Below are 15,225 nucleotides of genomic sequence, written 5' to 3'. Positions count from 1 at the left end.
CTATTGCCCGTACACGTTCTTCGTTGCGAGTGTTTTGCCTTCATAGCTGAGCAGCTCCACCTTGACATATGGGGCGCCGCCCTTGTTGGACGCGTCGAGTTTTCCGAAAATATTCACCGAAGCCAGGCTTCGCACACGCTCATTCATGCTCATATCCCCTCACGAAACCGTGTCAAAAACCGCCGACCGAAGTGTCGGACCACGCGCCGACCACTACCGCATTCCACCGATGACGGCCATCTGTTGGCTCGGCCGCGATGCGACTGCCGCACCATGCCACTAGTCCATCCGAGTCGCAATGGGCGGACGCTATCACGGCTACATGGCACTGAACAGTCTCATCTGTTCCGCCGCATGGCCCTGCCAACTCGCTCGGCCCGACAGTTCCCCTGTGCACACCGAGATCTCGACCGTGTTTCCCGGTTCAGTTCCCCCAGGCATCGGCGGGTCAACGCTGCATTCAGTGAGGTGAATCACCGAATGTGGCTCCCAGCGTGAGCAGCCGGCGAAGGTCTGGACCCTCCATTGAGTTCACGGTCCCGGCGGACGTCGCCGGCGGAGCGGGTATGCCGCAGGCTCGGCACGCGGCGTCGTAGTTGCCGGTTGACTTGCCTCTCCGCTGACCTGGTGCCGAGCGTGATCATCCGTCGATGATCCAGCCGGCCCGCACCCGAGCGGGTGAACTCCGGAGGGATCCGCTTGTCGATGTTGAAGAAGGCTGCGGCGTGCCTGGCCGTCGTCCTCACCGGTCTGGTTCTGGTTGCCGCGCCGGCGTCCGCCGCCGACTATCCGGTGAGCTACTTCGGCCCCACCGTCAAGCCGAAATCGGGCGGTGAGGCCGGTCCCGTACACGGCGCGACGTGGGCGAGAGGGACGATCACGTGGTACGGCCGGGGTGTGCATCTCGAGGGTGAGTTGCGCATCGCGCCCGGCAGCGGTTGTCGCCGGGTCTCGGCAACGACCTACACCGACGACAACGACTACGGCCTGGGCAAGAGGAGTACCAGCCTGAAGTGCGCCGAGGGTGTGCACAAGTTCGTGCTGGACGTTCCGGCCGATCGCCCCGGCGGCGCGGGCCTGGTGTGGATCTGCCTCGGTGACGATGCTCTGAAGTCCATCGCCTGCGGTGGTGACTACGGGAGGGGAGACGGCGTCGGATGACGGTCCGTCGGCGCAGGGATCAGGTCAGATGTCGGCGATGAAGGTCCTTCAACTCGGCCAGTGCGCCTGCGTAGGCATCCGGTGGAAGGAACTGAAGGTATCTTTCACCCGGGTCGATCGAGCGCGGTAGGACCCACTTCTCGTTGGCAAGTACCAGCGGAGTCGCAACGGCATCCCACGATTTCAGGACGATCCATATACCCTGACGTCCGGAGCGGTAGGCGGTCACTGCGCTCTCGATATCGGCCACTGCCGCCCACGGGATGGTTCGTGTCCGAAATACGGTACGTGCCCGCAGTCCGATCGAAGAGACTTCGAGGCCCACATGGCCAACTCGCCAGACCAGCGTCATCCACGTTCCGGTAAAAGCCAACACTCCCACGAACGCCAGAATGGTCCCGCCTCGGCCGCCGGCCGGCTCCGTCAGCAACGACTGCACGAATTGGACGCCAGCCACGGTCGGGAATAACGCGGCAGCGGCGCACATAGCCCATGACATTACAGATCCAAACTCGTCCCGCTTTGGGATGGGTCGCCACGCTGTCATCGGCGAACCTGCTTTCACGTAATGACACCTTTGCTGGGTCGGGTGGGCAGATCAGGGTCATCAATATCCACCCGAAGTCCGCCGGCCGGCTACCGAGGAGGTACGTATGGCGGTACGCAGACCACTCATCAGCACCTCTTGCGGCGATCGTTCGGCGTGACCACGCGGCACCAGTCACTTCACGGCTCAGCGCTGATGGCTGTACCGCTGCAGCTCAACGCCGCAGTCGTGCGGCGGCTACTTCTCGAGCCGGGCGACGGCGGCTTCGGCGATCTCCCGGATCGGCTTCTTGGCTCCGCGGGAGTCGATGGTCAGCACGCCGAAGTCCGGGCCGGAAGCGATCGACATGATGTCGCTGGCGAGGCTCGCCCGGTAGCCGGAGACGGGCTCGGTCTCGTTCTTGTCGCCGACCCAGTCGTTGAGCTGCATGTTGTCGAAGGAGACGGTCAGCCCGCGGGTTCCATTGACGGACGAGATGGACTGCCACACGCAGCTGCTGTACGCGTTCTCCGGCCCGGTGTTGTTGGCCTCGTTGGACACGCTGCCCACGCCGTACTCGAGGATCTGCGCTGGGGTGAACACGTCGCAGACCTTCGAGCCGTCGAGGACGAGGAGCTTGTCCGCACGGCCGGAGGAGCAGCCCGCGACCATCACCAGGAGGGCTGCCGCTCCGGCCAACCGCCACGCGGCACCGCTCCGCAACCAAGATCGAGCCACGGTCGAAGCCTATCTACTACCCGGCGAGCGAATACTGGTAGACCTCGGCGTGGATGCGCGAATCCTCCATCGACCGCGCCGGGCGGTGACTGGACGAACTCCCAGCCCGGTCGCCCCCGATCTTCGCCGCGACCGCAGTGTTCCCCGGTCGATCCGCCGCGGCCGAACGCGATCCGTGATCGGATCGCCAACGCGTCCGCACCGCTCCGCCGCACGTCCACGCTGACCGAGACGAGCCGGTCGGCGGTACGTGTCACAGCCAGCCTGCGTTGCGGGCGATCCGGGCCGCGTCGATGCGGTTGTGCCCGCCCACCTTGCTGATCGCGTTGGACAGGTAGTTGCGGACGGTGGTGCCGGACAGGGCGAGGCGGGCGGCGATCTGGTCGGTCGGCAGCCCGCTCTCCGCCTCCCGCAGCACATCGGACTCGCGCGCAGTGAGCGGTGAGGTACCGGTTTCGAGCGCGGCCGCGATCAGGTCTGGGTCGATCACCCGCTCACCGGCGTGCACCCGCCGCACCCCGGCGGCGAGGGCGTCGGCAGGTGCGTCCTTGATGATGAATCCCCGCACGTGGGCCTGCAGTGCACGCAGCAGGAGTCCGGGTTGGCCCAGCCCCGTCAGAACGAGGGTCCGGCAGTCCGGCACCGCCTCGTGCAGGGCGGCCGAGGCGGTGAGGCCGTCCATGCCGGGCAGGTCGATGTCGACGACCGCGACGTCCGGCCTCGTGCGGATGGCAGTGGACACGATCTCGTCGCCCCTGTCGAGCTGGGCGACCACCTGCATGTCCTCCTCCAGGGACAGCAGCGCCACCAGCGCGCCTCGGATCAGGTGCATGTCCTCGGCGACCAGGACCTGGATCATTTTTCTCCCTCGGGGGCGGGCACGGACACCCGCAGTGCGAACTCGTGGTCGTGGACGTCGACGGTGACGGTTCCGCCCGCAGCCGCTGCCCGGGCGCGCAATCCCGCTATGCCGCTGCCGTTCCCGAGCTGCTGTGACCGCACGCCGTCGTTGATCATCTCGACCGTGCCGGGCCCCAGCGTGATCGTGCAGCGGGTGGCGTCGCTGTGCCGCAACAGGTTCGTGGTGCCCTCGCGGACCGCCCACGCCAGCACCGGGTGCGGAGTCGCCGTGCCGACGACCTCGGTCTCGATGCCGGCCGCGGCCAGCAACGCCGCTGCCGCGGAGACCTCGTCCCCCAGCGTCACGGCGTGCTCGTCGCGGGTGATCGCGTACATGTCGTGCAGCGCGGTCCGGGCCGTCTGCGCCACGGCGGCGATCTCGGTGTGGGCGGCGGCGGTGTCGATGGGCAGAAGCCGCACGGCGAGGTCGCCCTTGAGCGAGATCGCCGACAGGCTCTGCCCGAGCAGGTCGTGCAGGTCGCGCGACACACGCACCCGTTCCCGCTCGACGGCCGACCGCGCCAGCTCCGTCCTGGTTTCGTGCAGCTCGTTGAGCAGCCGGATGAGCCGGACCGTGCCGTAGAGGGCGAGGATGAACACCGAGGAAACAACCAGCATGTAGGCGTAGTAGACGATCTGGTCGACCGCGCTGTTGTGCTTGACGAGTGCCCACTCGTTCACCAGTCCGATCACCACCGGCACGGCGAAGCCCGCAGCGCGGCCCCGCCGTCCTGGCAGCAGCAACATCGCCGCGGTGCCGATGGTGATCAACGGGGCGGTCCAGTTCTCGCCCAGCCACCAGTGCGGCGCGATGGCGAGCACGGCCTGCGCGGCCAGTGTCACGGGCCAGCCGGCGGGCCGGGTGTCCCGGGCTGCGGCGAACACGTGCCGCAGATGCAGGACCGCCAGGGCCGCGCCGCCCAGCACGGCGAAGACGACCGATCCCGTCGACGGCGGCCGGTTGTCACCGGTGATCACCATGACCGGCCCCAGCACCACGACCGGCAGGTGCAGCGCGAGCAGGAACCACGGCGCCCTGCGCACGATCCAGTGCGGGTAGTCCGGGGTCACGCGTGCGGCGTTCATGCGATCTCCGTCGCGAGCAGCGGGGTGCCGTTCGCGGCAACGGTGAGCCGGAGGCGACCGCCATCCATGGTCACGGTGATCGCCGCCGACCGCGCCGTGTCGTCGTGCAGCAACCGGTCGACCGCGGACCGCAGGGCGCGGGCCAGCTCGTCGGAGACCAGGTCGCCGCGTGGCACCGTCAACCTGGTCGGGATGCCGGCGGCCTCCAGCAGCGCGACCGCCGTGTCCAGCTCGGCCCGCAGCGGAACCCGCTGGTACGCGCGGATCATCCGGCGTGCGGCCGCGAGCGTGCGCCGCGAACCCTCGACGAGCGAACGCAGCTCCCGCTCCACCGTGACGGGATCCTCGTCGCGCAACGCCGTGGCACCTACGGCGATGCCCCGCAGCTCTGCGCCGACCGTGCCGGCAAGATCGTCGTCGATGCGCAGCCGCTCGCGCAGCACGGCCTGTGCGGCCAGCTCCGCGCGCGCCGCGCGCAGCTGGTGCAGCGCCCCGGCGAACCAGGCCAGAACGAGGGTCACTCCCGCGCGATCGACGATCGCGATGGTGAACCACCCGGGCGTGGGAGCCGGGTCGAACACGACGTACAACCACACCGCCCCCACCACGATCGCGGTTCCGGCGAGGACCGACCACGGTGGCCGCAGCACGATCAGCACGGACGCGAGGAGCTGGGCTCCCATGAGATACCACGCCGGACCGGCCACGAGCACGCCCGCGATGTAGATCAGCGCCATGACGGCCAGCGTCGAGCCGGCTGCCCCCGGTCGCCGGCCGTGCGCCGCAGCCCAGAGGTGGTGCAGGTGTGGCGGCAGGAACCCCGCGAGCAGGACCGCGGGGACCACGGGGTCGACGGCCGTCATGAACGTGAACGCCCACTGCGCGGCGACGATGGCGAGCGTCGCCGCCACCGGCGCGAACGGGACGACCAGCGCCGTGCGGCTCGAGCGCGACACAACGACCAATCTCGGCCTCCGACTCCATTCCAGAGGGCCGTACGGTAGCTCGCCCGGCCGCACCCGCGGTCCGCTGAGCACTGCCGTCATGCGGCGAGCGTGCCCGGTCGCGGGAGCCCACCGGTAGGCACAGATCTCCTCAGTTGCCCAGGACAATTGTCCTTCCCGACTGCCCACTTCCCGATCTGTCGGGTGATCGGTCATCGCCGCGAGTCTTGTGGGGCGCCGGAACGACCGGCGAAGATCGAGGAGAGACACCGTGACCACAACTCGCACAGTCGTCGGCAACATCTCGCTGTCGCTGGACGGCCGCGTCGCCGGCCGTGGCGGCCCGTACGACATGAGCTGGATCGTGCCCCACAACCTCACCGACGGGGCCCGCGACCACATGCTGCGCGTGACCAGGCCGGCGACCACCGTCCTGCTGGGCCGCAACAACTACGAGGGCTTCGGCGGCTTCTGGCCGGCCGTGGCCGACAACCCCGACGCCGACCCGAAGGACCGCGAGTTCTCCCGGTGGCTCACCGCGGTCGAGAAGGTCGTCTTCTCGACCACGTTGCAGGAGACCACCTGGTCGAACTCGCGCATCGCCGCGACCGACCCCGCAACCGAGGTGAAGGAGCTGCGCCAGCAGGAGGGTGGCGACATAATCGTGCTCGCCAGCACGAGCGTCATCCAGAACCTCCTCGAGGCAGGCGAGCTCGACCGCCTCTCGGTCACGTTGTGCCCCGAGCTGATCGGCGGCGGCCGCAGCCTGTTCCAGGACGGCCCGGACGCCACCTCCTGGCGCATGAGCTCGGTCACCCCAACGGAGAGCGGCGCACTCTGCGTGCTTTACGACCGCGCGTGACCTGTCCGACGGAGGATCCGTGCGAGCGGATTCCCCCGCTCCTTTCGCGCCGGATCCAGCTGTGCGCGGCTCGAGCTGCGCCTGCCGTGTGTGCGGGTGCAGGTCGCTGATCACTTCGTCGACGACGGGCGTCGCTGGCGCACAGCCCCCGCGCCGGGTGTGGACGGGGGCTGTGTGTCGGGTTCGGGCGTCGGGGTTCGGCGACGCCGCGGTGCTGCTCGCCCGGTGCTTCGGGCGGCCGCTGGTCGCGCAGCCGAGAAGTTGAGCTCCACCGACACCAGCCCGGCGCTCAGCGCCCGACCCAGCAGAAGATCACCCGCCAGCCGTCACACACCACATCAGCGGACTCCACCGTGCGAGGCCTGGCTGCCAGCATCAACGGCTCGCAGGCCGAGCCGCTCCAGAGGGCGCCAGGCTTCTTCGTGCACAGTGATCGCGCGGTCTCCACCGCGCGTCAGCCATCCTGCCGTCAGTGCACGGTGGAGGATGGCGGCTGGAAGCGCACCGGCCAGGTGCTGGCGTCGTTCGGTCCAGTCGAGACAGTCGCGGAGCAGGGTGCGGCGGGAGTTGACCGGTTCAATGCCGAGATCGGCCAGCGTGTTGCGACCGAGGGCGGTGACGACCAGGCCGTCGCGTTCGCTGATCAGGCCCTGGGCGATCATGCCGTCACGCAAGGCGACGCCCAACCGACCGGCCAGGTGGTCGTAGCACGTCCGGGCTTGAGCCAACCGACGATCGCGGACGCTCGCGCGTAGTCCCCGTGGCGATTCTGGACCCGCGTGGCTCGCGAGCCGTTCGATCAGTTCGGCGATGTCACTGTCGGCGAGGCGGACATAGCGGTGCCTGCCTTGTTTGAGAGCGCGGACGAAACCCGCCGCGACGAGAGTCTGAACGTGTTCACTCGCCGTGGAGTGCGCCACCTGAGCGACGCCGGCCAGCTCGGACACGGTCCACGCTCTACCGTCGAGCAGCGCAACGCACATCGTCGCCCGACTCCTGTCGGCCAGCACGGCGGCGACCTCGGCAAGCCTCACCGCTCGACCCTAGATCGACGACCTATCGGCGGCCACCGAAGTTTCGATCGGGCAATCTGTCGTTATGGTGATCGATCCACCCGTGCTCTATCCCGGAACTCCCGTCGTCCTTCTTTCCAGTGTGAACCCCGACGGATCCACGAACGTGGCACCGATGTCGTCAGCGTGGGTACTCGGTCGTACCGCGGTTCTAGGACTCGGCTCCGAGGGGCAGACGTTCCAGAACCTGACACAACGTCCGGACTGCGTGCTCAACTACGCCAGCGCTTCGCTGTGGCCGCAGGTGGAGCGGCTAGCGCCGTTGACTGGCAGATCGCCCGTGCCGGCAGCCAAGGTCGCGCGGTTTCGGTTCGAACCGGACAAGTTCGGCGCTGCCGGCCTCACCCCTGTTGCGAGTGAGCTGGTGAAAGCAGACCGGGTGAGCGAGTGCCCGATTCAGGTCGAAGCCCGCGTGCTGGACGCGCGGCCGCTCAACACGGGCGACGCAAGCCTCGTCGAGGCGGCGGTGCTGCGGGTACATGTGCATCCAGAACTCGCCGCGCCCGACCGGCGCCACGTTCGGGTCGCCGAGTGGTCACCACTTTTTTATGTTTTTCGGCACTACGTTGGATCCGGCGAAGAATTGGGCCGCACGTTCCGCGCCACGACGCCGAGGTCGGCGACGGCGACCGCGACAGCCGATGTCGGTGACGTGGTCGTCGGACGACGGAGCGTGGTGGATGTGATCGATGCGCCCGCGGTGAACGTCACGCCCGGGCGCTAGTGCGGCGGCCACAACAGGCCACTGTGGACGCCACAACACGAAGGCCCTGATCAGCTTCGGCTGATCAGGGCCTTCGTGGGTGGTGCGCCGTCAGGGACTCGAACCCCGAACCCGCTGGTCAAGAGCCCGCTTGATCTTGTGTCGGCCGGTGGCGGCGGATGCTGTCTGGTGTCGTTCCTGCTGGTCAGGTCCATGATCGGCCTGGGCCGGGTGTTGTCTCGTGTCGGTGAATGTCGTCGGTGTTCGGTGCTGCCGAGCACGCATCGAGCACACATTTTCGGCGTGGCAGGTCTACTTCGACCGCCAGACCGGCGGGATGCTGGGCCGATTCATCGGGCACCGGCCATCGCGGGTCACGAACCTGTTCGGCGCCCTCATCGGCCGCGCCGAACGAGAACTCGATATTCCACGCGAGGTCATCACGCGCTCCCTACGAAGCTCGATCCGCCTGGACGGCAGGCTCGATGAGAAGGTCAACCAGTTCGACGAGTTCCTCGACCTCGTCTCCCCGCCTCCGCGCTGAACCGCAGGGCCACTGCCTCATGCGACGGGTGAGGCGTGCGTCGTCAGGCTGCTTGGGGGCGGCACCGACCAGCCGCCGATGGCAGACGCGAGCGATGAACGGATCACCATCCCAGGGTACGATCCCGCCTTGAGGAGACTCCGACGAATAATCGGTTAGCACTGATCGACCTGCAGGAACCTCGGACCCCGTAACCATCCTTAATTGCAGATCAACTCAAGTGCGGCTAGCGTCGCGGGCTCCCGTCCTGCGAGGGCATTGACTGGCTCGGGTGGAGCAAATATGGAGCATGGCATGGCGCCAAGCGGGTCTGGACGGCGCTGAGGTGCGTCGTACTGCACCATGCTCAGCAGGGGATTCTCCATATCCGCAGGTCAGCCCGATCCGCTGACCGTACTGGTGTCCGGGCCGGAGCTGTCACGCGAGAAGTTGCTCGTGCTGGTCGCCCTGCAGGCCCCGGTGATCGAGAGGTTGACGGTGCGGGTCGCGGAGTTGGAGCGACAGTTGGGCCGCAGCTCGGAAACTCCTCGCAGCCGCCTCGACCGATGGGCCGGTGGTGCCCAACCGGGCCGCCCGTCGTCGCGGTGCTCGCAAGCCCGGTAGGCAGCCGGGCGCTGATGGCCGGGCAAGTCTCAGCGCGCCGTCGACAGTTGTGGCGCTGGACTCTCGGATGCCGTCTGCGACGGTGTGGTCCGCCGGCAGGTCTACGACATCGAGCCGGTCACCGTGCGGGTGGTTGAGCACCGGCTGGCGCGTCTGCGCTGCCGGTGTGGGCACCGCACCCGCGCGGGTGCTCCGGGCGGGGTCGGTGCGGCGGCGGTGTACGGGCCGAACCTTCGCGCGCTCGCCGCGGAAAGGCGAATCGGACGCCGGCGGCTTCGGGAAAGCTCAGGCAGTTGTGGACAGCGCCACTGCGCTGGCCTGGCGACGTCCGACAACGTCAGCTGCGGCGGACGCGAACCAATGGATCAGGCAGGGCCACGGTACGCCGGGGGTTCCTGTACGGGGCACGATGCACTCGCGGCAGCGGCCGGCATCGTCAGGAACGTGGCGGGCCAGAAGCCGATCCGCCCCGCCGGGCTGGTCGGCGATGAACGCGACGACCGAATCCCCGGTGCGGTTCATCGCCCAGGCCGAAGCTGGATCGCCGCGCTGTGGCCGTGACGCCTCCGATGGCGCCCGGTGCAACCCCTCCCGAGCCAGTTGCGCAACGCCGCGATCATCGGTCCGGCCGTAGTGGTGAGCTCGGGAGCCATCCGCGGCAAGACCGCAGGGTCTGGGGTCTTGCGGCAGGTCCTCGGCGACAGGCGGGCTTGAGCGAGCGGGGTCTGCACCGCTCGGGTGAAGCGGCTGGGCATCGTCGCCGGGAGCACCCTCTGTGCCCGCCAGCGAGTATCGCGTTCCACGGCTGCCGACGCGGGGAGGGAGGTCACACCCATAGCTTGCCCTGTGCACCTTGCACATGCAAGGTTAAATGCAATTGCAAATGCAACTGCGACGCGGGTGGACCCTGAAGGTCATGGGCCGACGCGCGCAGTGCACTGGAAGGCGGATGACATGCGCGATCTCGCTGGCCCGTCCTCGGGCCCGTCGACGGGCCCGACAACACCTCGTTGGCGTAAGAGCCAGCACAGCAACCCCAACGCTGCGTGCGTGGAGCTCGCGCCGCTGTCCGGGGGGCGCGTCGCGATGCGCCACTCGCGAGACCCGGAGGGGCCCGTGCTGATCTACAGCAGGCAGGAGTTCGTGGCGTTCATGCTCGGCATGAAGGGCGGCGAGTTCGACGACATGGCCGGGGGGAGCCACTAAGGCCCACGATGAGACCAGCTATGCCGGTCGGACTCACCCTCAGCCAGGCTTGGGGTCATCCGCGGTGGTCGAACGTCGGGGATTCAGTGTTGCAGCAAGGGATGAGCATCTGCAGCTTGACCATCAGATGTGGGGCCGCCCACCCGGGTCAGGTCCTTACCTCAATGTGGTCCTGATCGGCAAAGGCAGAGGCAGGGCCCACTGCGGCAGGCCGCGGAAAGCCTCGGTCGATCGCTGCGGGAGGCCCGATCGACCACAGGTTCAGGCGTGCTCAAGCCGGAGATCATAGACTTGCCCGGAAGGCAGGGCTGGGCTCTATGCTGCACGTCGGACGATGAAGTCGCGGGTGGCGTGAGGAGCGGAGGAGGGTGAACGTGAACGCGGGCCACCCTAACGAACCGCCCGACCAGCGAGGTCCGACGGTCTTGCGCATCATGGTCGGGAGCGAGCTGCGTCGACTGCGCGAAGCCGTTGGGCTCAGCCGTACGGCCGCCGCCGACGCCATCCGCGGCTCGGAAGCCAAGATGAGTCGGCTCGAGGCAGGTAGATCCGGGTTCAGGCATCGCGATGTCAGCGACCTCCTCACAGCCTACGGAATTACCGAGGAATCGGCCCGGCAAGCGCTTCTGACCCTTGCTGAGCGCGCCAACAGTCCGGGCTGGTGGCATCCCTACAACGACGCCATGCCGGACTGGTTCGTGACCTACGTCGGGTTGGAGCAGGCAGCTGTAATCATCCGTTGCTATGAGGTGCAGTTCGTCCCTGGCTTGCTGCAATCCGAGGCTTACGCCCGGGCCGTGATCCAGCTCGGTCAGGCAGCCACCGCCAGCGAGGTCGAGCGGCGCGTTGCCCTGCGGATGCAGCGCCAGAAGTTGCTCGATGTCCCAGAACCTCCCGACTACTGGGCAGTGGTCGATGAGGCGGTACTTCGCAGAAGGCTGGGCGGTCAGCAGGTCATGCGCGACCAGCTCGACTACCTACTCAAGGCCACCCAGCGACCTAACGTCACGTTGCAGGTCGTGCCGTTCGAACGGAGCGACGCCGCAGCGACCGGGGGCCCCTTCACCTTGCTGCGTTTCACCGAGAAGGACCTGCCCGACATCGTCTATCTCGAACAACTCACCAGTGCGCTCTACCTCGACAAACGCGCCGACGCGGATATTTACCTCAAGATCATCGACCGGTTGGCCGCGGGGGCCTTGACCCCTCAGCAGTCCGCCGCACGGATTGCGTCCATTCGTGACTCGCTCTGACACGGTCCGGCGATCCAACCAACCATGTGCACGAAGGGGAGAAGCAGTGACGGAACCAGCGGAGCAGCTCGCCAGCACGGCATCGGCGCCGCCAGCTGATGCAGTCATCGACACGGAAACGCCGGCGATTTCCCGGGTGTACGACTACTTGCTCGGCGGCAAGCACCACTACGACGTCGATCGCATCGCCTGCAACGCCATGATCCAGGCAGTTCCGGAGACTCCGCTACTCGCCCTGGCGAATCGAGCCTTCGTGCGCCGAGCGGTGCAGTACCTGGTGGGCGAGGCCGGGATCAGGCAGTTCATCGATATCGGGTCCGGCCTGCCGGCCACGGGCAACGTGCACGAGGTCGCTGAACAGCTCAACCCGAACGTCCGTGTGGTTTACGTGGACAAAGACCCGATCGTGTTGGCGTATGGGCGGGCGCTACTCAGTAAATCTGACAACACAACTGTCATCACTGCGGACCTGCGCGACCCCGATGCGATCTTCGAACAGCCTGAGGTGCACCGGCTCATCGACACGAGCGAGCCCTTCGCGATCCTACTGGGCGGGGTCATGATGCATCTCGAACCGCACGAGGACCCCGTGGGAGTAGCGGCCCGGCTCCGCGCTCAGCTTCCCTCGGGCGGCTACCTCATGCATTGCGGCTGCTCCGACCCCGGCGATGACCCGCGCGCGCCTGAGCTCAACGCCATCTTCGAGCAGTTCCACATGGGCTCCAGAACCTTCCCCACGTATCCTGAGCAGCTCCGCTACTTCGAGGGTCTCGACTTGGTCGAGCCGGGCTTCGTACCCGCCAACACGTGGCGGGCAGGCCTCGATTTCCCCGACCCGGACAACCCGGCCCACGCCATGCTCGCCGGAGGAATCGGACGCAAGCCTTAGCCTGATCTTCAGCCGGTGCGCTGCTGCCGTTCGGTGATGCCTGCGTCACCGAGGGAGGGCCTGCGGCCGGCGAGGAGCGACTGCTCGCGCTGCTGCGCTCTTCGGGGCACGAGGAGGCGAGCCGCTGCAGCGGCAACTGTGCGACGGCTACGTCGACGCGCTGGCCGCGCTGGCCGACGACCCGGACCGCCGCCTGCGCGCCATGCCGGCGGTATTCCTGCAGGCCCGCCCTGGCGGAAGGCGTCGCTGGTATCGCTGTCGGTGTCGACACAGGCGATCTCGAAGGGTCGATCGACCTGTTCCCATGTCCCAGCGGAGTAGGTGATCTTGCCGCGGAACCTGGGTGGGTGCTCGTCATTCGCCCGCCGGCGGCGCGGACGAGGTCGACGGTCTGCTCACTCCTGTCCACGCCGATGTCCGTGTCGATCGCGAGCCTGGCCAACCTGGACCGCAACCTGCTGATGCCGTTCGACGCCGTGCTCGATCAGCGCAGCGTGACTCGGGCGGCCCTACTGGAGGTCCTGCCGGCTGTTGCGCGAACCGGTGTCTCGTCTGGCTGGTGGGCTCGGACGTTGCTGGAGTCGATGCTGAAGGTCCACTCCACGTTTCCGACGGAGTCGTCCTTGACGACCACTTGGTCAAGGATGCGTTCCCAGGTGCCGTCGGCGGTCCAGATCCGCAGCCGTTCGTGCGCGGTCTTCCAGGGTCCGTAGCGCTCGGGCAGGTCCCGCCAGGGCGCGCCGGTGCGTAGCTTCCACAGGATTGCGTTGATCACCTGGCGGTGATCACGCCAGCGACGCCCGCCGCTCTTGACCGGTGGCAGCAGCGGCTCGATCCGAGCACAGGCCTTGTCCGTCAGCTCGCCGCGTCCCACCACCCGGTCATGATCACCGACCGCAGATCAGAACCCTTACAGGACACACCTAGTCGCGTCTGGAACGGCCGAGGATGACGTATGGCTGCGATGGGCACGAGCCCGCGCGGAGGAGATCGACCCGCTGACCGACCCGCCAGGTATACCGCCGTCGGACCCGAGTCCTGATCGGTTCGAGCAGAGGCCGTCGTCGCGATCGGCGCCGGCGAAACCGGCGGTGCGGCCGTGGCATCCGAATCAGGGTTGGTGGTTGGTGCTGCGGACCTGTGTGCCGGGCGGGCGGGAGTGGCTGGCGCAGGATCCCGTAGCTGCCGCGAGTGGCGGTGTTGCTTCGCCGACTCCGCAAGAGCTGGCCGCCGCGGCGCGGGACCAGCTGATGCTGCCGCGGGTGGCGGTGGGTTTGTCGCCGGTGGGGCGGCAGTTGGTCGGGTTACCGACGTGGTTGTGGATCGACCACACGGGCTGGGTGCCGGTGTCGAAGACAGTAAGCGTCCCGGGTGCTGCGGTGACCGCGACCGCGACGCCGGTGTCGGTGACGTGATCGCTGGGTGACGGCGCGTCGGTGCTGTGTGCGGGGCCGGGGACGCCGTATTCGACGGCGACGCCGCCGGAGGCCGCGTCGCCGGATTGTGGGCATGTGTTCCGGTCGGTCTCGGCGCCGGGCGGGTTCCGGGTGTCGGCGACGGCGCTGTGGTCGGTGTCGTGGCAGGGGGCCGGCGGATCGGGGGTGTTCCCGGGTCTGGAATCGACGGCGTCGGTGATGGTGGATGTGATCGATGCGCCCGCGGTGAACGTCACACCCGGGCGCTAGTTGATCAGTGCTCTGCACTCCGGAGCACACATGGAGCACACAACAGACCACTGTAGACGCCAAAACACGTAGGCCCCGACCAGTTTCCGCTGGTCAGGGCCTACGTGGGTGGTGCGCCGTCAGGGACTCGAACCCCGAACCCGCTGGTTAAGGGTCAGCTGGCGTGGATGAGGACGAGGACTGCCTTGACCAGGACGGTCGCTTTCCGTGGGCAGCAACGGATCTTTCGGAGGATCTTCCAGTTCTTGAGCTGGGCGTTGGGGCGCTCGCCGGGACCGCGTTGACGAGCGTGCGCGGAGTTCACGGCTTTCTGGTTGCGAGAGAGCCGCCGGCGTTGACCGGTCTCGGGATCGGCAGGCCGGCGCCGCTGCGGGACCGTGGACCCCGACCCGCGGTAGCCGTTGTCAGCGATAACCCGAACACCGGCGGCGTGCAGCGCGTCGATCAGGCCGTGTTCGCGCGCGGCGCCCATGTCATGGCGGGCACTGGGTAGCGCGGGCGAAGCCCAGATCAGCCGGCCGACAGGATCGGCAAGAACCTGCACGTTCACGCCGTGGCACTTGTGCTTGCCCGAGTAGTAGGGCCGGTCCCGACCTGAGCTTATCCCGACTCGGTCGATGCGCAGCAGTGTCCCGTCGAGGATCACGAACGCTTTGGCCGTGGCGACTGCGATCGCCTGATTCAGGGTCGGGGCCAGCGCGGCGAGGACATCGAGCGCCTCGCGGATGTAGCGGAACGCCGTCGTGGTGCCGATGGCGAACCCGGTGGCCAGATCGGCGTAGGTTTCACCCTTGCGCAGGTGCGCGAGGACCAGTCTGGCCTGCTCACCAGTAGTGAGGCGTCGCCATCTCGTGCCCACTTGCCCTCGGCGGTGGCGTAGCGCGTCGGACAACATGATGAGGGCGCGGTTGGACACCGACAACCCCGCAGGGTAGGAAGACACCCGAAGCTCCTGGTACGGCGAGTTGATCTAGACAATCGCCCGTCTACCAGGAGCTTGTGTGCCACGAACGCGCGAGATCGGTGGTGGTAGAGGCCGGTTGAGTGTGGTG

The 15,225-nt window shown here is 67.7% G+C and carries 17 protein-coding genes, 1 tRNA gene and 1 pseudogene; 8 read left to right on the top strand and 11 right to left on the bottom strand.

Annotated elements, in window-relative coordinates:
- Entirely contained in the window at positions 1-147 is a 147-nt protein-coding gene (locus LL648_RS14860) for a hypothetical protein (RefSeq protein ID WP_232663130.1), read from the bottom strand.
- Positions 148-705: 558 nt separating this feature from the next.
- Here LL648_RS14860 and LL648_RS14855 point away from each other — a divergent pair.
- Complete coding sequence (locus tag LL648_RS14855; protein ID WP_232663129.1) at positions 706-1,161, top strand: hypothetical protein; 456 nt, start codon at positions 706-708, stop codon at positions 1,159-1,161.
- Between the two features lie 19 nt (positions 1,162-1,180).
- On the opposite strand, the gene LL648_RS14850 is transcribed toward LL648_RS14855, so the two are convergent.
- The 5 genes from LL648_RS14850 to LL648_RS14830 form a co-directional block, all read right to left on the bottom strand.
- Positions 1,181-1,600 carry a PH domain-containing protein gene (locus LL648_RS14850; protein ID WP_232663128.1) on the bottom strand — a complete coding sequence of 140 codons (420 nt, stop codon included), beginning with the start codon at positions 1,598-1,600 and terminating at the stop codon, positions 1,181-1,183.
- A 345-nt stretch (positions 1,601-1,945) separates the two neighbouring features.
- Entirely contained in the window at positions 1,946-2,425 is a 480-nt protein-coding gene (locus tag LL648_RS14845; protein ID WP_232663127.1) for a DUF3558 domain-containing protein, read from the bottom strand.
- Positions 2,426-2,678: 253 nt separating this feature from the next.
- Positions 2,679-3,284, bottom strand: coding sequence for a response regulator transcription factor (locus LL648_RS14840; RefSeq protein WP_232663126.1), 606 nt, complete (start codon positions 3,282-3,284; stop codon positions 2,679-2,681).
- Positions 3,281-4,411, bottom strand: a complete 1,131-nt coding sequence (locus LL648_RS14835; RefSeq protein WP_232663125.1) for a sensor histidine kinase — start codon at positions 4,409-4,411, stop codon at positions 3,281-3,283. Before LL648_RS14835 ends, LL648_RS14840 begins: the two co-directional genes overlap by 4 nt.
- Positions 4,408-5,367, bottom strand: a complete 960-nt coding sequence (locus tag LL648_RS14830) for a hypothetical protein (protein WP_232663124.1) — start codon at positions 5,365-5,367, stop codon at positions 4,408-4,410. The genes LL648_RS14835 and LL648_RS14830 overlap by 4 nt, the downstream gene beginning before the upstream one ends.
- 259 nt (positions 5,368-5,626) lie before the next feature.
- On the opposite strand from LL648_RS14830, the gene LL648_RS14825 reads away from it, so the two are divergent.
- The gene (locus tag LL648_RS14825) at positions 5,627-6,217 is read left to right on the top strand and encodes a dihydrofolate reductase family protein (RefSeq protein ID WP_232663123.1); all 591 of its coding nucleotides are present in this window, start codon (positions 5,627-5,629) and stop codon (positions 6,215-6,217) included.
- Positions 6,218-6,555: 338 nt separating this feature from the next.
- Here the strand turns inward: LL648_RS14825 and LL648_RS14820 are convergent, their stop codons facing one another.
- Positions 6,556-7,200, bottom strand: coding sequence for an ArsR/SmtB family transcription factor (locus LL648_RS14820; protein ID WP_232663392.1), 645 nt, complete (start codon positions 7,198-7,200; stop codon positions 6,556-6,558).
- A 115-nt stretch (positions 7,201-7,315) separates the two neighbouring features.
- Here LL648_RS14820 and LL648_RS14815 point away from each other — a divergent pair, with 115 nt between their 5' ends.
- From LL648_RS14815 to LL648_RS14795, 6 genes and pseudogenes are all read left to right on the top strand, one after another.
- Positions 7,316-8,014, top strand: coding sequence for a flavin reductase family protein (locus LL648_RS14815; RefSeq protein ID WP_232663122.1), 699 nt, complete (start codon positions 7,316-7,318; stop codon positions 8,012-8,014).
- Between the two features lie 226 nt (positions 8,015-8,240).
- Positions 8,241-8,537: a hypothetical protein gene (locus LL648_RS14810; protein ID WP_232663121.1), complete on the top strand. Its 297-nt coding sequence runs from the start codon at positions 8,241-8,243 to the stop codon at positions 8,535-8,537.
- A gap of 663 nt (positions 8,538-9,200) precedes the next feature.
- A pseudogene (locus LL648_RS45755) lies at positions 9,201-9,701 on the top strand (hypothetical protein); the annotation flags it as partial.
- 393 nt (positions 9,702-10,094) lie between these two features.
- A complete protein-coding gene (locus LL648_RS14805; protein ID WP_232663120.1) occupies positions 10,095-10,346 on the top strand; it encodes a DUF397 domain-containing protein in 252 nt (83 codons plus the stop codon).
- Between the two features lie 368 nt (positions 10,347-10,714).
- Positions 10,715-11,599: a helix-turn-helix domain-containing protein gene (locus LL648_RS14800; RefSeq protein WP_232663119.1), complete on the top strand. Its 885-nt coding sequence runs from the start codon at positions 10,715-10,717 to the stop codon at positions 11,597-11,599.
- Between the two features lie 46 nt (positions 11,600-11,645).
- Positions 11,646-12,488: an SAM-dependent methyltransferase gene (locus LL648_RS14795; protein ID WP_232663118.1), complete on the top strand. Its 843-nt coding sequence runs from the start codon at positions 11,646-11,648 to the stop codon at positions 12,486-12,488.
- Between the two features lie 484 nt (positions 12,489-12,972).
- On the opposite strand, the gene LL648_RS14790 is transcribed toward LL648_RS14795, so the two are convergent.
- From LL648_RS14790 to LL648_RS14775, 4 genes are all read right to left on the bottom strand, one after another.
- Complete coding sequence (locus LL648_RS14790) at positions 12,973-13,365, bottom strand: IS5 family transposase (RefSeq protein ID WP_308190323.1); 393 nt, start codon at positions 13,363-13,365, stop codon at positions 12,973-12,975.
- Between the two features lie 234 nt (positions 13,366-13,599).
- On the bottom strand, positions 13,600-14,160 hold the full coding sequence (locus LL648_RS14785) for a hypothetical protein (protein WP_232663117.1): 561 nt from the start codon (positions 14,158-14,160) through the stop codon (positions 13,600-13,602).
- A 122-nt stretch (positions 14,161-14,282) separates the two neighbouring features.
- A tRNA-Lys gene (locus LL648_RS14780) sits at positions 14,283-14,375 on the bottom strand.
- Positions 14,328-15,116: a transposase family protein gene (locus LL648_RS14775; RefSeq protein WP_232663391.1), complete on the bottom strand. Its 789-nt coding sequence runs from the start codon at positions 15,114-15,116 to the stop codon at positions 14,328-14,330. The genes LL648_RS14780 and LL648_RS14775 overlap by 48 nt, the downstream gene beginning before the upstream one ends.
- Positions 15,117-15,225 lie beyond the last annotated feature (109 nt).

Origin of the sequence: Pseudonocardia sp. TRM90224 (genome assembly GCF_021245725.1) — a bacterium.
GTDB lineage: Bacteria > Actinomycetota > Actinomycetes > Mycobacteriales > Pseudonocardiaceae > Pseudonocardia.
The sequence above is the reverse complement of the archived record's forward strand: the minus strand, read 5'-3'. Positions and strand labels throughout refer to the sequence as shown.